The sequence below is a fragment of the Caballeronia sp. LZ019 genome, from assembly GCF_031450825.1.
GTDB lineage: Bacteria > Pseudomonadota > Gammaproteobacteria > Burkholderiales > Burkholderiaceae > Caballeronia.
Window position 1 is genome coordinate 2,189,497 of sequence record NZ_JARTVZ010000005.1, and the last position, 19,697, is coordinate 2,209,193.

At 63.8% G+C, this 19,697-nt stretch carries 21 protein-coding genes; 9 read left to right on the top strand and 12 right to left on the bottom strand.

Features of this window, described 5'->3' with window-relative positions:
• Positions 1 to 82: 82 nt before the first annotated feature.
• From P9255_RS23715 to P9255_RS23740, 6 genes are all read left to right on the top strand, one after another.
• Entirely contained in the window at positions 83 to 724 is a 642-nt protein-coding gene (locus tag P9255_RS23715) for a chorismate lyase (RefSeq protein WP_309765264.1), read from the top strand.
• Positions 721 to 1,227 carry a DNA-deoxyinosine glycosylase gene (locus P9255_RS23720; RefSeq protein WP_309765263.1) on the top strand — a complete coding sequence of 169 codons (507 nt, stop codon included), beginning with the start codon at positions 721 to 723 and terminating at the stop codon, positions 1,225 to 1,227. Before P9255_RS23715 ends, P9255_RS23720 begins: the two co-directional genes overlap by 4 nt.
• Positions 1,196 to 2,095, top strand: a complete 900-nt coding sequence (locus tag P9255_RS23725) for a spermidine synthase (RefSeq protein ID WP_309765262.1) — start codon at positions 1,196 to 1,198, stop codon at positions 2,093 to 2,095. The genes P9255_RS23720 and P9255_RS23725 overlap by 32 nt, the downstream gene beginning before the upstream one ends.
• A 277-nt stretch (positions 2,096 to 2,372) precedes the next feature.
• Complete coding sequence (locus tag P9255_RS23730; RefSeq protein WP_309765261.1) at positions 2,373 to 2,621, top strand: DUF3311 domain-containing protein; 249 nt, start codon at positions 2,373 to 2,375, stop codon at positions 2,619 to 2,621.
• On the top strand, positions 2,621 to 4,171 hold the full coding sequence (gene mctP / locus P9255_RS23735) for a monocarboxylate uptake permease MctP (RefSeq protein ID WP_309765493.1): 1,551 nt from the start codon (positions 2,621 to 2,623) through the stop codon (positions 4,169 to 4,171). The genes P9255_RS23730 and mctP overlap by 1 nt, the downstream gene beginning before the upstream one ends.
• A 409-nt stretch (positions 4,172 to 4,580) precedes the next feature.
• The gene (locus tag P9255_RS23740; RefSeq protein ID WP_309765260.1) at positions 4,581 to 5,693 is read left to right on the top strand and encodes an FUSC family protein; all 1,113 of its coding nucleotides are present in this window, start codon (positions 4,581 to 4,583) and stop codon (positions 5,691 to 5,693) included.
• A 25-nt stretch (positions 5,694 to 5,718) separates the two neighbouring features.
• Here the strand turns inward: P9255_RS23740 and P9255_RS23745 are convergent, their stop codons facing one another.
• From P9255_RS23745 to P9255_RS23775, 7 genes are all read right to left on the bottom strand, one after another.
• Entirely contained in the window at positions 5,719 to 6,216 is a 498-nt protein-coding gene (locus P9255_RS23745) for a VOC family protein (RefSeq protein WP_309765259.1), read from the bottom strand.
• A gap of 130 nt (positions 6,217 to 6,346) precedes the next feature.
• Positions 6,347 to 7,300 (bottom strand): transaldolase, encoded by a 954-nt coding sequence (gene tal / locus P9255_RS23750; protein ID WP_309765258.1) that lies wholly within the window; start codon positions 7,298 to 7,300, stop codon positions 6,347 to 6,349.
• A gap of 214 nt (positions 7,301 to 7,514) precedes the next feature.
• Complete coding sequence (locus P9255_RS23755) at positions 7,515 to 7,760, bottom strand: energy transducer TonB (RefSeq protein WP_309765257.1); 246 nt, start codon at positions 7,758 to 7,760, stop codon at positions 7,515 to 7,517.
• Between the two features lie 71 nt (positions 7,761 to 7,831).
• Entirely contained in the window at positions 7,832 to 9,040 is a 1,209-nt protein-coding gene (locus P9255_RS23760) for a benzoate/H(+) symporter BenE family transporter (RefSeq protein WP_404980451.1), read from the bottom strand.
• Between the two features lie 28 nt (positions 9,041 to 9,068).
• Complete coding sequence (locus P9255_RS23765; RefSeq protein WP_309765255.1) at positions 9,069 to 10,244, bottom strand: VWA domain-containing protein; 1,176 nt, start codon at positions 10,242 to 10,244, stop codon at positions 9,069 to 9,071.
• Positions 10,245 to 10,269: 25 nt separating this feature from the next.
• Positions 10,270 to 10,860, bottom strand: coding sequence for a GNAT family protein (locus P9255_RS23770; protein WP_309765254.1), 591 nt, complete (start codon positions 10,858 to 10,860; stop codon positions 10,270 to 10,272).
• Positions 10,861 to 10,893: 33 nt separating this feature from the next.
• The gene (locus tag P9255_RS23775) at positions 10,894 to 11,736 is read right to left on the bottom strand and encodes a MoxR family ATPase (RefSeq protein WP_309790522.1); all 843 of its coding nucleotides are present in this window, start codon (positions 11,734 to 11,736) and stop codon (positions 10,894 to 10,896) included.
• 422 nt (positions 11,737 to 12,158) lie between these two features.
• On the opposite strand from P9255_RS23775, the gene P9255_RS23780 reads away from it, so the two are divergent.
• The gene (locus P9255_RS23780) at positions 12,159 to 12,524 is read left to right on the top strand and encodes a c-type cytochrome (RefSeq protein WP_035960766.1); all 366 of its coding nucleotides are present in this window, start codon (positions 12,159 to 12,161) and stop codon (positions 12,522 to 12,524) included.
• A gap of 109 nt (positions 12,525 to 12,633) precedes the next feature.
• Complete coding sequence (locus P9255_RS23785) at positions 12,634 to 13,014, top strand: c-type cytochrome (protein ID WP_309765252.1); 381 nt, start codon at positions 12,634 to 12,636, stop codon at positions 13,012 to 13,014.
• A 70-nt stretch (positions 13,015 to 13,084) separates the two neighbouring features.
• Here the strand turns inward: P9255_RS23785 and P9255_RS23790 are convergent, their stop codons facing one another.
• Genes P9255_RS23790 through rsxB form a run of 3 tightly spaced genes read right to left on the bottom strand, consistent with a single transcriptional unit; the run spans position 13,085 to position 15,040 of the window.
• Entirely contained in the window at positions 13,085 to 13,516 is a 432-nt protein-coding gene (locus P9255_RS23790; RefSeq protein WP_309765251.1) for a DUF1841 family protein, read from the bottom strand.
• Between the two features lie 52 nt (positions 13,517 to 13,568).
• A complete protein-coding gene (gene nth, locus P9255_RS23795) occupies positions 13,569 to 14,213 on the bottom strand; it encodes an endonuclease III (protein ID WP_309765250.1) in 645 nt (214 codons plus the stop codon).
• Complete coding sequence (rsxB, locus tag P9255_RS23800; RefSeq protein ID WP_309765249.1) at positions 14,210 to 15,040, bottom strand: electron transport complex subunit RsxB; 831 nt, start codon at positions 15,038 to 15,040, stop codon at positions 14,210 to 14,212. The genes nth and rsxB overlap by 4 nt, the downstream gene beginning before the upstream one ends.
• A gap of 327 nt (positions 15,041 to 15,367) precedes the next feature.
• Here rsxB and P9255_RS23805 point away from each other — a divergent pair, with 327 nt between their 5' ends.
• Positions 15,368 to 16,000 carry a TetR family transcriptional regulator gene (locus P9255_RS23805; protein ID WP_309765248.1) on the top strand — a complete coding sequence of 211 codons (633 nt, stop codon included), beginning with the start codon at positions 15,368 to 15,370 and terminating at the stop codon, positions 15,998 to 16,000.
• A gap of 93 nt (positions 16,001 to 16,093) precedes the next feature.
• Here P9255_RS23805 and P9255_RS23810 read toward each other — a convergent pair whose 3' ends face one another.
• Both P9255_RS23810 and P9255_RS23815 read right to left on the bottom strand, forming a co-directional pair.
• The gene (locus P9255_RS23810; protein ID WP_309765247.1) at positions 16,094 to 17,365 is read right to left on the bottom strand and encodes a polyhydroxyalkanoate depolymerase; all 1,272 of its coding nucleotides are present in this window, start codon (positions 17,363 to 17,365) and stop codon (positions 16,094 to 16,096) included.
• A gap of 306 nt (positions 17,366 to 17,671) precedes the next feature.
• On the bottom strand, positions 17,672 to 19,534 hold the full coding sequence (locus P9255_RS23815) for a glycoside hydrolase family 15 protein (RefSeq protein WP_309790523.1): 1,863 nt from the start codon (positions 19,532 to 19,534) through the stop codon (positions 17,672 to 17,674).
• Positions 19,535 to 19,697 lie beyond the last annotated feature (163 nt).

The window sequence follows — 19,697 nt, forward strand, 5'->3', positions numbered from 1 at the left end:
GATGCATCAGCGAGTGTCAGGCGAGGTAGCTGTCGATTCCATACGAATCGTCCGAAGCGCGTGGACTTTTATAATCATCGCCATGCCCATTCCTTTTTCGCTTGTCGACATCCACTGGCGCGTCACGCCCCACGCGTCGCTGAGCGCGCACCAAAAAGACTGGCTCACCCGCCCCGGCTCGCTCACCGCCCACTTGCGCACCCTCGGCCAAGTCACCGTGGAAGTAACGCGGGAAGCAGTGGATATCCCCTGGCAGGACGAATGGCGCGCACTCGGCGTCACGCCGCGCACGCCGGTCTGGACCCGCGAAGTCGTGCTCAAAGTCGATGGCGTGCCGTTCGTCGCCGCGCACAGCATCGTCGCGTTGTCGCATGGCAATGGCATCTGGCAATCGATGCGGCGGCTGCGCACGCGCCCGCTCGCCGAACTGCTCTATAGCGACACCAGCGTGTCCCGCTCGATGCTCGCGAGCCGCGTGCTGACGGCGCGGCATCCGCTCTATCGGCTGGCGGTCCGGCAAGCGCAGGCAGGTCACGCGCTCGTCGCGCGCCGATCCGTCTTCGTGCGTTACGGCGCACCGCTGATGGTCACCGAATGCATGCTCGATGCGCTTTGGCGCAAGCTCGCCGCATCGCATGGCGAGCGGCATTATCGCGAACATGCGCGCGCTTATGACCATCTCGCTTCGCATGCGAAGCACGCCGTGCGCGGCGAGGCCACATGAGACTCACCGGCTTTCCGCCGATCGGCGGCCACGCGACGCACACACTCATTCTCGGCAGCTTTCCCGGCGTCGCATCGCTCGCGGCGACGCAGTATTACGCGCATCCGCGCAACCAGTTCTGGCGGCTCGTCGGCGCGGTCATCGACGAACCGCTGCATGAACTCGCGTACGAAGAAAGACTAGTACGCCTGATGAAACATGGAATCGGCCTGTGGGACGTGCTCGCCGCTTGCGACCGCGAGGGCAGCCTCGACAGCGCGATCCGCAACGCATCGCCGAACGACTTCGCCGCGTTCCGCGAGCGCTTTCCGATGCTGCGCAAGGTGTGCTTCAACGGCAAGACATCGGGTAAGTTCGCGCCCGTGATCGCCGCAGCCGGGTACGCGACGCTCGTCCTGCCGTCGTCGAGTCCGGCCAATGCTATCCTCTCGTTCGACCAAAAATTGCGCATCTGGCGCGACATCCTCACCCATGACGAATCTGATCAAGCGCGCGTCGGCTGAAGCCCGCGCGTTCGGCCGCAAGAAAGAAAGCGGCAAGCAAGCCCGCCGTAACAAGCAAGATGACGACGACCTCGCCAACGCACCGCGCATCGACGCGCCGCGCAAGCCGCGCTTCGCGCCCGTGACGTTCTCCGAAGAAGGCGGCGTGCGCTTCCTGCACTTCGGCACCGAATGGGTCCAGGGCGCGATGCGCCTCAGAAAGCCCGATCACATCGAACTCGAATACGCGCAGCAGATGATGGCGTGGCTGCTCTTCATCGAGACACCCGAACGCATCGTGCAACTGGGGCTCGGCGCGGCGGCGCTCACGAAGTTCTGCTATCGGTTCCTGAAGCGCGCGAAAGTGGAAGCGGTCGAACTGAACCCGGCCGTCGTCATCGCGGCGCGCGCGATGTTCGAACTGCCTTACGACGACGCACGCCTCACCGTCACCGAACGCGATGCCTGGGAGTTCGTCAACGACCGCGCGAATCACGGCACCATCGGCGCATTGCAGATCGACATCTACGATGCCACCGCGCGCGGTCCGGTGCTCGACAGCGTCTCGTTCTATCGCGCATGCCGGGCGTGTCTCACGCCGGAAGCGGGCGTGGTGACCATCAACCTGTTCGGCGATCATCCGAGCTTCGTGCGCAACATGCGTCATCTGAACGAGGCGTTCGATCATCGCGTGATCGCATTGCCGGAAGTGCACGACGGCAATCGCGTCGCGCTCGCGTTCGCCGGTCCCGCGCTCGATGTGCCGTTCTCCGCGTTGCAGGAACGCGCGAAGCTGCTCGAAGCGCAACTCGGCCTGCCCGCGCGCAAGTGGGTCAAAGGCCTCATTGAAAGCGCCGGCGTTCCGGCGAAGGGCTCGTTCTCCATCTGAACGCGGCTGCGTCCATCGCGGACGGGCAGGGCGCGCATCCCGTTACAAAGGCCTTTCACGTCGGGAGAATGGTCGGGATTCCCCCTGCTTGACCGTGTTTTGGCGGTCCCTATACTCCTCCTGTTATTTCGGAGCGCTTTCTGCGGCGTGACTGCCCGCTCGCCGCTGGTCTCGCCGGCCACGGCTCGACAAGCGCATGCTCAAAACGAATCAAACAACTTGCATGGGACCGGAGTAACGGGTCACGCCCGCTCTGGCCCGCCAGGGGAGAACGGTCATGGCTTCCGATCCAAGCCGCACAGGACAACCGCGTAACAAGCACTGGCTCTGGCTGCTGATCCTTCCGTGGATCGGCGTCGTCTGGGTGCCGTTCTACAACAAGATCGAGCCCGTGCTCTGGGGCTTCCCGTTCTTCTACTGGTATCAGCTCCTGTGGGTGCTGATCAGCGCGGTCATCACGGCCGTCGTGTACAAGAAGACCAAGGCGCTGCCTTCGGGCCGTGCGCCCCAGGGAGGTGCGCGATGATGAACGCCACTGCTACCTTCGTCTTCGTTCTGTTCTTCGTCGGCGTGACGATACTCGGCTTCATCGCCGCTCACTGGCGCAAGGGCGACCTCGCCCAGCTCGACGAATGGGGCCTCGGCGGCCGGCGCTTCGGCACGATTGTCACGTGGTTCCTGCTCGGCGGCGATCTGTACACGGCCTATACGTTCGTCGCGGTGCCGGCGCTCGTGTTCGGCGCGGGCGCGACCGGTTTCTTCGCGCTGCCGTACACCATCCTCATCTATCCGTTCGCGTTCGTCGTGTTTCCGAAGCTGTGGAGCATCGCGAAGCGTCATGGCTATGTGACCGCCGCCGACTTCGTGCACGCGCGATACAACAGCCGCATGCTGGCGCTGGCCGTCGCGCTGACGGGCATCGTCGCGACGATGCCTTACATCGCGCTGCAGCTCGTCGGCATCGAAGTCGTGATCGGGGCGCTCGGCTTCAGCACCCAGGGCTTCGTCGGCGATCTGCCGCTCATCATCGCGTTTGCGATTCTCGCCGCGTACACGTACACGTCGGGGCTGCGCGCGCCCGCGATGATCGCCGTGGTCAAGGACGTGCTGATCTACATCACCATCATCGGCGCGATGATCGTGATTCCGGCGCAGCTCGGCGGCTTCGGTCACATCTTCGCTGCCGTTCCGCCCGCGAAGCTGCTGCTCAAAGCGCCGGACGCGGCGAGCCTTAACGGCTACAGCGCCTACGCGACGCTCGCGGTCGGGTCGGCGCTCGCGCTGTTCCTGTATCCGCATTCGGTGACGGCGATCCTTTCGTCGAATTCGGGCAACACGATCCGCCGCAACATGTCGCTGTTGCCCGCGTATTCGCTGGTGCTCGGCCTGCTCGCGCTGCTCGGGTACATGGCGCTCGCTTCGGGCGTGAAGGACATGCCGGAATACGCGTCGTACTTCAAGGCGTATGGTGCGAACTTCGCGGTGCCGGCGCTCTTCCTCCACTACTTTCCGTCGTGGTTCGTGGGCGTGGCGTTCGCGGCTATCGGCATCGGCGCGCTGGTGCCGGCGGCGATCATGTCGATCGCGGCGGCGAATCTCTACACGCGCAACGTGCATCGCGAGTTCGTCAATCGTTCGATGACGCCCGAGCAGGAAACCAACGTCGCCAAGCTAGTGTCGTTGATCGTGAAGGTCGGCGCGGTCGTGTTCATTCTCGCGCTGCCGCTCACCTACGCAATCCAGCTGCAACTGCTCGGCGGCATCTGGATCATCCAGACGCTGCCCGCGCTCGTGCTCGGCCTCTACACGCGCGTGCTGGACCATCGCGGGCTGCTGATCGGCTGGGCAGTGGGCATCGGCGCCGGCACTTGGATGGCGGTGTCGCTGCAGCTCAAGGGCTCGATCTTCACGGTGCATCTGTTCGGCTACGCGGTGCCGGGCTACGCGGCCGTGTGGGCGCTCATCATCAACCTCATCGTGTCGGTCGCGGTCAGCCTGCTCGTGCGGGCGCTCGGTCTCAAGCGGTCCGAAGACCGCACGCGGCCGGAGGATTATCTGGACGTCGTGGAGAACTGATCGGGTGCACTGAAGCATGGCGCGGCATTGCGTCTGCTACGCTAGGGTCTGCTCACCCATGAAACGCGCATGAAAACGCGCGAAACCGGCTGAGGGTGCGAGGAGTGCGGCGCGTCGTTCGACCGCCCCGAACGAGCGGCGCGCGACGCCGCAATCCAGCCGATTTCGCGCGTTCCCTTGAACGTATCGTCAAACCAGGGGTTGCGCCGTAAAGGGCCGCTCGCCGCGTCATGCCCTTGCGATACGTCGAGTATTCGCTTCGTCGCGTTCCTTGCGAGCAGCCCTTCGCGGGGCAGCGCATGCACGTTTCTTAGACGAGCGGACCCTGCGCCCGTAATGGTCATCGGCCGTTGCGGGCGTTTTGCTTCACGCGATCCATCGGACACGCACTCATCGACGCGGGCGAATCATGGCTTCATCGACATCGGCGTCATTGCGCAAAGGCCGCGCGAAGCGGCTCTGGCACGGACTCACGTCGCCATTCTTCCGTTACCGGCACGCAAAGACGATTCATGCGGTGCGCGTCGCGCTCGGCATGGCGACGTCGTTTCTCGTCACGACCGGCATCGACGTGCCGCACGGCGTGTGGGCGTCCGTATCGCTGATCGTCGTGATCGGCGGACTGCAGCATTACGGCAATATCCGCAAGAAGGCGGCCGAACGGGCAATCGGCACCGCGCTCGGGGCGGCGATCGGACTCGCGCTGATCCTCGTGCATATTCTGTTCGGCTCGCTCACGCTGTTCTTCCTACTGATGTCGGCGATTGCGGGCGCTTGCGCCTATTACGCGATCGGCAAGGCGGGCTATGTGGCGCTGCTCACCGCCATCACGATGGTCATCGTCGCCGGCCACGGCGATTCCCCGTTCGATGTCGGCCTGTGGCGCACGGCGAACGTGCTGATCGGCATTGCGATTGCGCTCGCGTTTTCCTTCGTCCTGCCGCAATACGCGACGTACTCGTGGCGCTATCGACTGGCCGACAATCTGCGTGAATGCGCGCGTCTCTACGGCGCGCTACTGGATGGCAAGCCGCTGATCGCGGAGGAAACCACGCGCCGGTTTCTCGTGATGAGCCAGCGGCTCGTGCAGGCGCGGGCATTGATGGATTCCGTCGCGAAGGAAACCCGCGTGCCGCTCGCGCGGCTGGAGGAAATACAGCGGCTGCATCGTTCGATACTCGCGGCGCTCGAAATGCTCGCAACGTCGATGCCGGAAACGTCGCGCACTGCGAACGATGGAAACGACACGACCGGGCTGGCGCTCGGTGGCTCGCCGCGTGAGCAGCGAACGCGGCACAAGCTGCTGCAGATGGCACGGGCGCTTCGCTTCGGGCGCGTCGGCCTGCTTTACGTGCGCGCCGATGAGAGCGCGAAAGAAGAGAGTGGGGAAGGGGAATCGACGCAGCACGGCATGCATTGGCTCGCGATGCGTTTCGACGAGCAGGTGGATCGATTGCGGCTGCGGTTAAGTGAAATCGAGCGTCAGTGGAATATTGAAGGCGCGCGCCCGTATAACGGCTGACGCGCCTTCCCGCCGACTTTCACGCTTACGGCTGCTCGCCCGCGGCCGGCGCTTCTTCAGTGGTTTTGGGAATTTCCACAGCGCTCACCACGTTGATGAGCCAAGGCACGCCGAAACGGTCCTTCAGCATGCCGAAGCCGGCCGTGAAAAACGTGGACTGCCACGGCGTGATGATCGTGCCGCCTTCGCTCAGCATGTTGAACGAGCGCTCGCCCGATTCGACATCATTGGCGGCGATGGAGAACGTGAAGCCGTGATACTCCTTCGGCGGCTGTCCGAACTGCCCGTCCGAGACCATCACCTGGCTGGAGCCAACGCTAAACACCGCGTGCATTACCTTGTCATGCCATTCAGCCGGCACGTTCGCGGCGTCCGGGGTGTCGCGGAAGCGGATCAGCGTATCGATCTGAGCGCCGAACGCAGCTTGATAGAGGGCGAGTGCGTCCGCGCAATCACCGCTGAAGAAAACATAGGTATCCAGTTGCATGACTGACTTTTCGGAAGCTGGCGGAAGTCCCGCCAAACCCGAAAGTCTATTGCAAGCGCCTGCCGCAAAAACCCCGGAAACGTCAATTTAGGTCATAAGCCACCGAAAGACACCGTTTTCGCGCTGTGAGGAAAGAGCGGGCGCGGGGCGCGCCCGCCCTCGGTCATCACTGCAGCGCCGTGATCAGCTTCTCGAGCTTGATCGCATCGGCGGCAAAGGCGCGGATGCCTTCCGCGAGCTTCTCGGTTGCCATCGCATCTTCGTTGACGAGGAAGCGGAAAGTCGGCTCGTCGACGCCGACCTTCTCGATGTTCTCGCCCGCGACTGCATCCGCCGAGAGCTTGCGCTCGACCTTCTCGTCGCTGTCGGCGAGCTTCTTCAACAGGTCGGGGCTGATGGTCAGCAGGTCGCAGCCGGCCAGTTCGGTGATCTGGCTGACGGTGCGGAAGCTCGCGCCCATCACTTCTGTCTTGTAGCCGAACTTCTTGTAGTACGTGTAGATGCGGCGCACCGACTGCACGCCCGGGTCGTTGGCGCCGCCGTTCTTCACTTCGTCCCATTCCGCGCCCGCGGATTTCTTGTACCAGTCGTAGATGCGGCCGACGAACGGCGAAATGAGTTGCGCGCCCGCTTCCGCGCAGGCGGCGGCCTGAGCGAGCGAGAACAGCAGCGTCATGTTGCAGCGGATGCCTTCCTTCTGCAGCACTTCAGCCGCGCGGATGCCTTCCCACGTCGACGCCAGCTTGATGAGCACGCGCTCGCGGCTGATGCCCGCGTTCTCGTACAGCTTGATGATTTCGCGGCCCTTGTCGATCGAACCCTTCGTGTCGAACGAAAGACGTGCGTCCACTTCCGTGGATACGCGCCCCGGCACGATCTTCAGAATTTCGGTGCCGAACGCGACGAGCAGGTGATCGATGATCTGCCCCATCGGCTTGCCCGCGTGCTCTTTCACGGTCTTCTCGAGCAGCGGCTTGTAGTCGTCCTTCTGAACGGCCTTCAGGATCAGCGACGGATTGGTCGTCGCGTCCTGCGGCTTGAACTGGATGAATTGCTGGAAGTCGCCCGTATCGGCGACGACCGTCGTGTATTGCTTGAGCTGCTCGAGAGCGGATGTCATGTCGATTCGTCGGCGCAGTGCGCCTTGTCAGAGTGCGGTAGCCCGCGGTTGGTCCTGGATCGCGATGCCGCGCGGGGTGCTGCAACGCGCGGCTCGCCCTTGATGCGATTCCATTATTCTAGTCCCGGGCAGGGGAACTGCGCTCGGTGCGCTGATTCGACCGGGCGCGCGGCTGCGCGTTCCCGGTTGCGCGCCGCGCCGGTCGGCCACTCGGTCAATCGACCGCGTACGCGAGCTCATGCCAGCGGCGCACCGTGCCCGAGCCCAGCGTCCCGCGCGCAAAACGCATCTTGCGGACTTCTTCGAGCGCGTGCTCGTCCTTCGCGGCATCGCCGCAGCTCAGTTTCAGGACGACGTCCTGAACGTGCCCGGCGTCGTCGAGAAGAACGCGCACGATCGTCTTGCGTTTCGGGGCGCCGGACGGCGCGGTGCGCGCCAGCAGTTTGTCGATCAAAGCCATGATGAAATGCCAGAAGCGGTTGCGTGAACCGGCCGACGGGAGCCGGGCCGGCTTTCGCATTGTAGGCTGCGTCAGCGTCGCCGGGCGTTCAGCACGACATGGGTGACGACGCCCGCGACCAGCCCCCAGAACGCCGAACCGATGGACAGCAGCGTGAGTCCGGACGCCGTCACCATGAAAGTGACGAGCGCCGGTTCGCGCTGGCGGGGGTCGTGCATCGCGTTGGCGAGACCGCTCATGATCGAGCCGAACAGCGCGAGCGCGGCGACGGCGACGACGAGCGCCTTCGGAAAGGCCGCGAACAGCGCGGCGATGGTCGCGCCGAAGGTGCCCGCGACCAGATAGAAGACGCCGCACCAGACGGCGGCCGTATAGCGCTTGCCGGGATCGTCGTGGGCTTCGCGGCCCGTGCAGATGGCTGCCGTGATCGCCGCGAGATTCACTCCATGCGAGCCGAACGGCGCGAGCAGCAGCGACGCGATGCCGGTGCTCGACACGAGCGGCGCCGAAGGCGTCGTGTAGCCGTCCGCGCGCAGCACGGCGATGCCGGGCACGTTCTGCGAGGCCATCGCGACGACGAAAAGCGGCACGCCGATACTGACGATGGCCGCGAGCGAGAACGTGGGCATCGTGAAGACGGGATGCGCGAGCGCCACGTGAAAGTGCGAAAAATCGAGCAAGCCGAGCGCGCCCGCGACGGCCACGCCCGCGAGCAGCGTCGCCGGGATCGCGTAGCGCGGGGCGGCGCGCTTGGCCGCGAGATACGCGAAGAACATCGCCAGCACGAGCGCGGTCTGGTGCTCGGCCGCGCGAAAAATCTCGATGCCGATCTCGAACAGGATGCCCGCCAGCAGCGCCGCGGCGATCCCGGCGGGAACGCGCTTCATCAGCGCATCGAACCAGCCGGTCAGGCCGACGGCGGTCAGCAGCGCCGCGCACACGATGAACGCGCCGATCGCATCCGCGTACGGCACGTTCGGCAGCGACGAGACGAGCAGCGCCGCGCCGGGCGTCGACCACGCGACGACGATCGGCGCGCGAAACCGCAGCGAGAGTCCGATCGTGCAAAGCGCCATGCCGATCGACAACGACCAGATCCACGAAGAAATCTGCGCGTTGGTGAGATGCGCGGCTTCGCCCGCCTGGAACATCAGCACGAGCGAACTGGTGTAGCCGGTCATCGTCGCGACGAAGCCGGCGACGATGGCTGAGACGGACGTATCGGAGAAAGGGCGAAGCGGGGTGCGCGCGGCGGTCGCGTCCGGCGCGCCGGAGGGCATTGCTTTCATGCAGGGTCGTGGTGGTTGATTACTTGGACAGCGCGCGCATCGCGCTTTCGAGGCCGGCCATCGTGAGGGCGTACATGCGGTTGCCGAGTATGTGACGGATGGCCGATATCGACTGGCGGTATTCCCACAGCCGCTCGGGCTCCGGATTGAGCCACGCATGATGCGGGAACTGGTCCGCGAAGCGGCGCAGCCACACCGCGCCCGCTTCCGCATTGTTGTATTCGACGGAGCCGCCCGGCTGCAGGACTTCGTACGGGCTCATGGTCGCATCGCCGACGAAGATCAGCTTGTAGTCCGGCGTGAACTTGTGCAGCACGTCGAAAGTCGGCGTGCGCTCGGTGTGGCGGCGCCGGTTGTTCTTCCATAGATAGTCGTAGACGCAGTTGTGGAAGTAATAGAACTCGAGGTGCTTGAACTCGGCTTTCGCGGCGGAAAACAGCTCTTCGACACGCTTGATGTGATCGTCCATCGAGCCGCCGACGTCCAGCAGCATCAGCACTTTCACGTTGTTGTGACGCTCGGGCACCATCCTGAGATCGAGCCAGCCCGCGTTCGCAGCCGTGCTGCGGATGGTGTCGGGCAGATCCAGCTCTTTGGCAGCGCCTTCGCGCGCGAAGCGCCGCAAGCGACGCAGCGCCACCTTGACATTGCGTGTGCCGATTTCGACCTGATCGTCGTAATCGCGATACGCCCGCTCGTCCCACACTTTCACCGCCGTGCGATTGCCCGCCGATTCCCCGCCGATGCGGATGCCCTCCGGGTTGTAGCCGCCATGCCCGAACGGCGACGTACCGCCGGTGCCGATCCACTTGTTGCCGCCTTCGTGACGCTCCTTCTGCTCGTCCATCAGTTCCTTGAGGCGCTCCATCAGCTTGTCGATGCCGCCGAGCGCCTCGATGCGCTTCTTCTCTTCCGCCGTGAATTCGCGTTCGAGCCGCTTCTTCAGCCAGTCGAGCGGAATGTCGAACGCTTCGTCGGGCAACTGCGTCACGCCGTGAAAGTACGCGCCGAACGCGCGATCGAACTTGTCGAAGTACTTCTCGTCCTTCACGAGCGTCATGCGCGCGAGGAAGTAGAACTCGTCGAGCGAAGGGGAGATCACCTGCGCCTTCAACGCTTCGAGCAGCGTCAGGTACTCCTTTACCGACACGGGCAGCTTCGCGTCGCGCAACGAATAGAAGAAGTCGATCAGCATGGCGCGCTTCCCTTCGTGGTGTGAATCAGCGGTCGAGTCGATGCTTCAGATGCGCACGCACCGCCGGCCATTCCGACTCGATGATCGAGAACACGACGGTATCGCGATACGCGCCGTCCTTGCCGATCTGGTGATTGCGCAGAATGCCGTCCTGCTTCGCGCCGAGCCGCGCGATCGCCGTGCGCGACTGATGATTCATGAAATGCGTGCGGAACTCGACCGCGATGGCCTTCAGTTGCTCGAACGCATGACCGAGCAGCAGCAGCTTCGCTTCGGTGTTGAGCGCCGTGCGCTGCACACGCTTCGCGTACCACGTATGCCCGATTTCCAGCCGGCGATGCGCCGCTTCGACATTGAAGTAACGCGTCGAGCCGACGACGTCGCCGGTCTTCGCATCGATGACCGCGAAGGGATGCGCGCCGAGCCGCTCGCGCATCTCGATGGCCGCGTCGATGTAGGCGCGCGCCGTGTCGGGCGAGGGCACGCTCGTGTACCAGAGCTTCCACAATTCGCCATCGGCGGCGGCGCTTGCCAGCGCCGCTTCGTGCTCGACGGTCAGCGGCACCAGTTTGACGTGCTCGCCTTCGAGCGTGACGGGTTCGATCCAGCGGCTCATGCTTCGCGGTTCCTTTGTGTTATCGATGATCGGTCAGCGGTTATTGCGGTTCATGAAGAGCAGCCGCTCGAAGAGCGCGACGTCCTGCTCGTTCTTGAGCAGCGCGCCGTGCAGCGGCGGAACGATCTGCTTCTGATCCGTCGAACGCAGCGCTTCTGGCGGGATGTCTTCGGCGAGCAACAGCTTGAGCCAGTCGAGCAACTCGGACGTGGACGGCTTCTTCTTCAGGCCCGACACGTTGCGCAGTTCGAAGAAACTCTGCATCGCGGCGGCGAGCAGGTCCTGCTTGATGCCGGGAAAATGCACGTTGACGATCGTCTTCATCGTCGCGGCGTCGGGGAACTTGATGTAGTGGAAGAAGCAGCGTCGCAGGAACGCGTCGGGCAACTCCTTCTCGTTGTTCGACGTGATGATGACGAGCGGCCGATGCTTCGCCTTCACGAGCTCGCGCGTCTCATAGACATAAAACTCCATGCGGTCGAGTTCGCGCAGCAAGTCGTTCGGGAATTCGATGTCGGCCTTGTCGATTTCATCGATCAGCAAGACCGACTGCGCTTCCGACTCGAACGCCTGCCACAGCACGCCCTTGACGATGTAATTGCGGATGTCCTTCACGCGTTCGTCGCCGAGCTGGGAATCGCGCAGACGCGAGACGGCGTCGTATTCGTACAGGCCTTGCTGGGCTTTGGTCGTCGACTTGATGTGCCACTGCAGAAGCGGCATGCCGAGCGCGCCGGCCACTTCCTCGGCGAGCATGGTCTTGCCGGTGCCGGGTTCGCCCTTGATGAGCAGAGGGCGCTTGAGCGTCATCGCGGCGTTCACCGCGAGTTTGAGGTCGTCGGTTGCGACGTACTGCGATGAGCCTTCGAAGCGCATGACGAAGATCCGGTGAGGAAAAAAATCCCAGTATAAGTCAGAAGCCCTTTTCCGACGGACGCCTCACGGCTATCGTTGCAGCCTCGTTCCGAACGATGCACGCCGCTTGCTGACGCTTAGGACCGGTAGACATAGCCGAGCGTGTGAAGAGGCGAATTGTCGCAGGGCGGTCGCTCATCTTTCAGCCGTTTCCCATTGCCATGGCGGCTCTCGGGCGGTCTCGGATAATGGACGGTGCGGAGGTCGCGCGGTACAATTAGCCCGATTTTTTTGGCCTGCGCGGCCAGCCCGCGGCCATCGGTCACGGTCGGACAGAGTCGGACACACGATCGGCCGCTCAAGAAGCAGCGTAGAAGGCAGTGCGCTCGGCGCGGGCCGCGCCTTCGGAGCGCCGGATTTCCCCTCATGCTAGGTTAGAAGCTATGAACAATTTCGTCGGCAAATGTGCCGTGATTGCAGCGCTGTCCGGTCTCGCCGGCTTCGCGACCCAGGCGTCGGCGGACGTCGTGGGCAACGCAAAGGCCGCGCAGGGCAAGGTGGCGATGTGCATCGGCTGCCACGGCATTCCCGGCTATCGCACGGCATACCCCGAAACCTACGAAGTGCCGATGCTGGGCGGCCAGAACGCGCAGTACATCGCCAATGCGCTGCACGCGTACAAGAAGGGCGACCGCCATTTCGACACGATGCGCGCCATCGCGGTGACGCTGTCGGACCAAGACATCGCGGACATCGCCGCGTACTACGCCGCGCAAACGCCCGAATCGAAGAACAACCCCGACAAGTGATCCTCGTTGCAGGGATACGCCGTTCGGCGGCATCCGGCAGCGCGGGCAGCGACTACATTGCATCGGGCAGGGTCATGCGTTCAAGCGAACCCGGCCGACAGGAGAATTCATGAAGCCCTCTCAGGCACTTCAATCCAGCTTCAAGGCAGCATGCGCGGCGGCGGCGTTCATCGGCATGGCCGCGTTGAACACGGCGCACGCGGCCGACGCCGGCAACGGCAAGGTGCTCTCAGACAGCCACAACTGCGCGGCCTGCCACGGGCCGAATCTGAACAAGCCGGTGAGCGGCGAATATCCGAAGCTCGCGGGCCAGCATGCAAGCTACATCTACTGGGCATTGCGCCAGTATCAGATGGGCAACGGCAATCCGAACTTCGGTCGCAACAACGCCATCATGGCGGCGCAGGTGCAGAACCTGTCGCAGAGCGATCTGAAGGATCTCGCCGCTTATATTGAATCGCTCGACGGCAGCCTCGTGCTGAAGAAATAAGCGCCGTCAGGCAGCACGCAAAAACGACAACACCCCGCATCGAGCGGGGTGTTTTCGTTTCAGGCGACGCTTAGTCCCTCGAAGCACGGCGCTCGATGAGCGCGAGATACGCATCGGTATCCGGCGGCGTGTTGCTCCGTTGTGCCTCCCAGATCACCTGTCCGAGACATTCCATGATGGCGTGCTGGGCATCGTGCGTGGAGCCGAGCCGCGCGACCAGCTTGTCGTGCGCGCGGCGGATGCCCGGCGGCTGATCGATCGACAACTGTTCGCTGATCGCGAGATGCATCGACAGATGCAGGAACGGATTCGTGCGGCCGCGGTCCGGCGAGTAGTCCGCTTCGCGGGCGTCGGGATCGGCGAGTTCGGTCTGATACTCGGGATGCTCGCGCATCCAGTCCGCAGCCATGCTTTCGAGCGGCGTGAGGATTTCGCCGGCGCGCTCCTTCCGCCACGTTTCGGTGAAGAACTGGCGAACTTCGTCGCGGCTAGGGTTGAACATAAGGTATTGATTCCATGGCGGCATCCATGCCGATATTGTAGCGGGACCAGGCTTATTCGACCGGGGCGGGCGTCTTCGGCCGATACTCGCAAAGCGGCTCGATCGCGCAGTGCCAGCACTCCGGCACGCGCGCCTTGCAGATGTATCGGCCATGCAGGATCAGCCAGTGATGTGCGTCCTGAATGAACTCTTTCGGCACGTTCTTTTCGAGCGCCGTTTCGACCGCGCGCACGTCCTTGCCGGGCGCAAGCCCGGTGCGATTCGCGACGCGAAAGATATGCGTATCGACGGCGATCGTCGGTTGCCCGAACGCGATGTTCAGCACGACATTCGCTGTCTTTCTTCCGACGCCGGGCAGCCCTTCGAGCGCCTCGCGGTTGTCGGGCACCTCGCCGCCGTACTGATCGACGAGCATGCGGCACGCGGCGATCACGTTCTTCGCCTTCGTGCGATAAAGCCCGATGGTGCGGATGTATTCCGTCACGCCTGCTTCGCCGAGCGCGAGGATGGCATCGGGCGTGTTCGCCGCCGGAAACATCTTGCGCATCGCCTTGTTGACGGACACATCGGTGGCTTGCGCCGACAGCATCACGGCGATCAGCAGTTCGAACGGAGTCGTGTATTCGAGCTCGGTCTTGGGATGCGGATCGAGGCTTTGCAGCGTCTCGAAGATGGCGCGTCGCTTGTTGGCGTTCATCGCGGTTCGACGGGGTCGCTGTTGCCCGGATCATCGGAAAGGCCGAGGCGGCGGCGGCGTTCCTCCGCCGCGTCGATCTGCGCCTGCACGGCCGCGCTCACCTGCTCGGTGTTCTTCGGCCCGTCGCCGAGCTTCGCCAGTTCCGCTTTCTTTTTGCGCGCGCGTTCCATCGCGGCCTGGATGATCGCGCGCTTCCTGGCTTCGGCGTCATCGCTCGATGAAGCGCTGGGCGACGCAGCGGGCGCCGCTTCGGCGGCAGTCTGCGCCGAGCGCGAGGCCTGCTTCGCCGACGCCCGCGCTTCCGCCTCCACGCGCTCCCGCTCGATGCGCGCGATGCGCCGGTCGTGACGTGTGCGCGCCGCATCGGCCTGTTCCTGCGTCCACGCGTCCCAGCCGGTCGCATCGCCGGTGACGGGGATCATCGCGATGCAATCGACGGGGCAGGGCGGCACGCACAGATCGCAGCCCGTGCACAGTTCCGCGATGACGGTGTGCATCTGCTTGGCGGCGCCCGCGATGGCATCCACGGGACAGGCCTGCATGCACAGCGTGCAGCCGATGCAGATGTTCTCGTCGATGACGGCAAGCGGCCGCGCGCGCTCGACGCCGTGCGTGGTATCGAGCGGGATGACTGGCAGGCCGAGCAAGGCGGCGAGGCGCGCGACGCCTTCTTCGCCGCCCGGCGGGCACTGGTTGTAGCCCGCGTCGCCGGCGGCGATGGCATCGGCGTATGGCCGGCAGGCCGGATAGCCGCACTTGGTGCATTGCGTCTGCGGCAGCAGGTCTTCGATGCGCTCTGCGAGCGTCTTGGAATGGATGGCGGTCACGTAGAATTGCGCGATGGCGAATAAAGCAGAGGACTCGAGGCGAAACACATCGGGGCGACGGCGGCCTTTTTGCAGGGCATGTCCGGCGGCACGGCACGCGCGGTTTAATGCTTCAGACAGCATTATCGCCGAAGTCCGCAACTGTCTGCGCAGGTGGCCCTTTATCCCAATTGCCAATGCCGTTGCGATGTGCGCATAATCGAACCGCTTTATCGTTTGACCGCAGGACGGTGTTCCCCAATAACTTGGCGCGCCCGTTCACGTCATGTACCCAATGCGGGCCGCGTGACGCATATCCGGACAACGCGGCTCCCGACTCATGCAATCATGAATCAGCCGAAAATCAAAAGAGATCCTGAAGGAACCCGCCGCCGTATCCTGCTTGCCGCTGCGGAGGAGTTCGCAGCCGGCGGCCTGTTTGGCGCGCGTGTGGATCAAATCGCCCGGCGGGCGGAGACCAACGAGCGCATGCTGTATTACTACTTCGGTAGCAAGGAACAGCTGTTCACGGCCGTGCTCGAACATGCGTTCAGCGCGCTCGTCGAGGCGGAGCGATCGCTCGATCTCGAAGGCGTCGCCCCCATCGAGGCGATGACGCGGCTCGCGCATTTTGTTTGGGATTACTATCGCGATCATCCCGAACTGCTGCGCTTGGTCAACAATGAAAACCTGCACGAAGCGAGATATATCAAAGCATCGAATCGGACACGCGAGCTGATTTCCCCTCTCGTCGAAACGCTCACGAACATTCTCGATCGCGGACAAAAGGCGGGGCTGTTCCGTACCGATGTCGATCCTCTGAAGTTCTATATCACGCTGTCGGGGCTCGGGTATTACATCGTGTCGAATCGATTCACGCTGGAGGCGAGCTTCGGGCTGGATTTCAGCGAGCCCGCGCAGCGCGAACAGATGGTGAAGATGAATACGGAATTGCTGCTCGCCTATTTGACGCGCCGCTGAATCCGCCGCGTCGGCCGGCACAAAAAAACGTCGCGCCTTGCAAAAGGCGCGACGTTTTTGTTTGTGGAAATGGAATCGGTACCTAAAGCGTGATCACGCAGGAACCGCTTCTGTTTTCGGCGATTTGTCGTGTTCGAGAATGAACTCGCGCAGTTGCGGATACACCATCGTGCGCCAGCGCCGGCCCGAGAAGATGCCGTAGTGGCCGGCTTTTTCAGCGGTGAAATGTCGCTGATGCTTTTGCGGAATGCCGGTGCACAGGTCGTGCGCGGCGCGCGTCTGGCCGCTGCCGGAGATGTCGTCGAGTTCGCCCTCGATCGTGAAGAGCGCCGTATTCCTGATGTCCTGCGGGCGCACGGGTTCGCCGTTGACTTCCCAAGTGCCTTCGGCCAGACGGAATTCCTGGAACACGATGCGGATCGTCTCCAGGTAATACTCGGCGGCCATGTCGAGCACGGCGTTGTATTCGTCGTAGAACCGTCGATGCTGCTCGGCGTCGTCATCGTCGCCGCGCAGCAGGTTCTGATAGAAGTCCCAGTGCGCGGTCAGATGGCGCTCCGGATTCATCGCGACGAAGCCCGCATGCTGCAGGAAGCCGGGATACACCTTGCGGCCCACGCCCGGATAGTTCGCCGGCACCGTGTAGATGACGTTGTTCTCGAACCATTCATAGGAGTGCTCGCTCGCGAGCGAGTTGACCGATGTCGGGCTGCGGCGCGCATCGATCGGGCCGCCCATCATCGTCATCGTGCGGGGCGTGGCCTCGCCGCGGCTCGCCATCAGCGAGATGGCGGCCAGCACCGGCACGGTCGGCTGACACACCGAGATGACGTGCAGATCCTTGGCGCCGATGTGACGGATGAACTCCTGGATATATTCGACGTAATCGTCCAGATGGAACGCGCCGTTTTCGATCGGCACCATGCGTGCGTCGAGCCAGTCGGTGATGTAGACCTTGTGGTCCTGCAACAGTGTGCGCACGGTGTCGCGCAGCAGCGTCGAGTGATGGCCGGACAGCGGCGCGCACACCAGCACGATCGGCTCGTTCTTCAGCTTGGTGACGGTGGCGCTGTCATCGGCGAAGCGCTTGAAGCGCAACAGGCGGCAAAACGGCTTTTCGACGACCGTCTGCTCGACGATCGGAATGTTGTGGCCGTCCTTGACGATCTGATGGATGTCGAACTCCGGTTTCTCGTAGTCCTTGCCGAGCCGGTAGAGCAGTTCGTAACCCGCGGCGAAGCGCGTGGAGCCGGGGACGTAGGCGAGGGGGCTGGCCGGATTCACGAACGACTTCGACGCGGCCTGGGCCCATGCGGTGAGGGGAGACAGCATGGCCCGCTGAAATTCGTGGATTTGGTAGAGCATGTTGGCCCCAATGACTTCGGTACGTACCGGTCTGCCCGTCGAACCGGCTGTTGCTCGATCCGGATTCGACGGCAATCAAAAATCCTCGCGGCGCGGCGGCTGGACCGCGCTGCCAGGTGCAAAGGTGCTGTCGCCGTACCGCCCGGCAGGCGGGAACTCGACGAACGAAAGATTTTCCGCTCATTCACCGGGCAGGACAACATTCGGTCGATATTGCTAGCTTCTGGACAACACTTTATTGTGCAGTGCATCAATCTTAACGGCAAACGCGGACTTTACCAATGAACACGGGCGCTTGAGTGATAGCTAGCGCTTCGCGGCGGTATCGACGGCAAGCTCCGTTTCCGCACGCTCCGAAGTCGATGGCCGCCCGGTCGCCTTCGCCATTTCCTCCTCGTGACGCATCAGATTCATCCCGGTGTGCACGAGGGCGACATGCGTGAACGCCTGCGGAAAGTTGCCAACCATGCGTTTGGCCACCGTGTCGTATTCCTCCGCCAGCAGGCCCACATCGTTGGCGAGGCCGACGAGGCGTTCGAACATCGCGTACGCTTCCTCGAGCCTTCCCTGCAGCGCCAGGTTGTCGACCAGCCAGAAGCTACAAGCCAGAAACGTGCCTTCCCCCGGCGGAAGACCATCCGCCACCTCGGTGGTGTGATAGCGCTTCACGAGGCCATCGTGCGTCAGGTCGGTCTCGATCGCATGTACGGTGCCGGTCACACGCGGATCATCGGGCGGCAAAAAGCCCAGCAACGGGATGAGCAGGAGGCTGGCGTCGAGCGCATTGCCGTGATAAGTCTGCACGAACGAGTTCATCTGCGCGTTCCAGCTTTTCTCGCACACGTCGGCGTGAATCCGGTCGCGCATCTCGCGCCAGTGGTTGACGGGGCCGCGCAAGTGAAACTTCTGCGCCGAGCGGATCGCGCGGTCGTACGCGACCCATGCCATGACCTTTGAAAACGTGAAGTGCTGGCGTCCGCCGCGCACTTCCCAGATGCCTTCGTCCGGTTCGTTCCAGACGGTGTCGAGATGCTGAAGCATCGTGCACTGGATCGACCATGCGGTGTCGTCGCTCTGCAGGCCGCCGACGCGCGCGAGATGCAGCGCGTTCATCACTTCGCCGTAGACGTCCAGTTGCAACTGCTCGACCGCGCCATTGCCGATGCGCACTGGCTGCGCGCCTTCATAACCCGGCAGCCACGGTATCTCCCATTCCGGCAGCCGCCGCTCGCCCGCGATGCCGTACATGATCTGCACCTGCGAGGGCGAGCCGGCCATCGCACGTCCGAGCCATGCGCGCCAGGCGCGGGCTTCGTCGTAGTAGCCGCCGCGCATCAGCGCGAGCAGGGTGATGGTCGCGTCGCGCAGCCAGCAATAGCGATAGTCCCAGTTGCGCGTGCCGCTGAGCTGCTCGGGCAGCGAGGTCGTCGGCGCGGCGACGATGCCGCCGGTCGGCTCATACGCGAGCGCCTTGAGCGTGATGAGCGAGCGGCGGATCGCGCCGGCCCAGCGGCCCTTGAGTTCGCTCTGCGCGGACCATTCGCGCCAGTGGTTTTCGGTGCGCGCGAGCTGCGTGTGCGGATCGTGCGCGGGCGGCACACGCAAGTGCGACTGCGAATAGCAGAGCGAGAACGGCACGCGCTCGCCGGCGCTGACATCGAAGCAGGCGGTCGTGCGCATGTTCTCGCCGACGAGATCGACCGGCGTGCGCAGCACCGCGAGGTCCGGTCCGGCGATGGCGCGGATGCCGCTGTCGTCCGGCAGCCGGCAGACCCACGGCACGACCGATCCATAATCGAAACGAAGCACCAGTTCCATCTTCATGCGCACGGTGCCGCGCTTGCCGATGACGATCCGCACGAGTTCCGAATGGCCGTTGCGCGACGGCATGAAATCGACCACCGTGACGGCGCCCTGCGGCGTCTCGAAGTCCGTTTCGAGAATCAGCGTGTCGTCGCGGTAACGGCGGCGCGTGACGGGGGATTCGCCGTCGGGCATCGAAGGGGCGAGCAGCCATCGACCGTGATCGGAGGTGCCCAGAAGGGCGGCGAAGCAAGCGCCCGAGTCGAAGCGGGGCCAGCAGAGCCAGTCGACGGAGCCGTCGCGGGCGATGAGAGCAGCGGTGTGGCCGTCGCCGACCATGGCGTAGTCTTCGATGAGTGCTGGCATAAGCGAACGTCTTCTCTCGAGCGGCGCGCGATGCGCCGGGTTGATGGGCACGCCGCGCGAATCCACTGGCGCGGCGAGAAGCGCGTGTGCATGTGGCCGCATTCTGCCGCAATCGTTCGTGGCGAGCAGAAAACGCGGCGCGGGCGCGCGCCGCCGCGACACC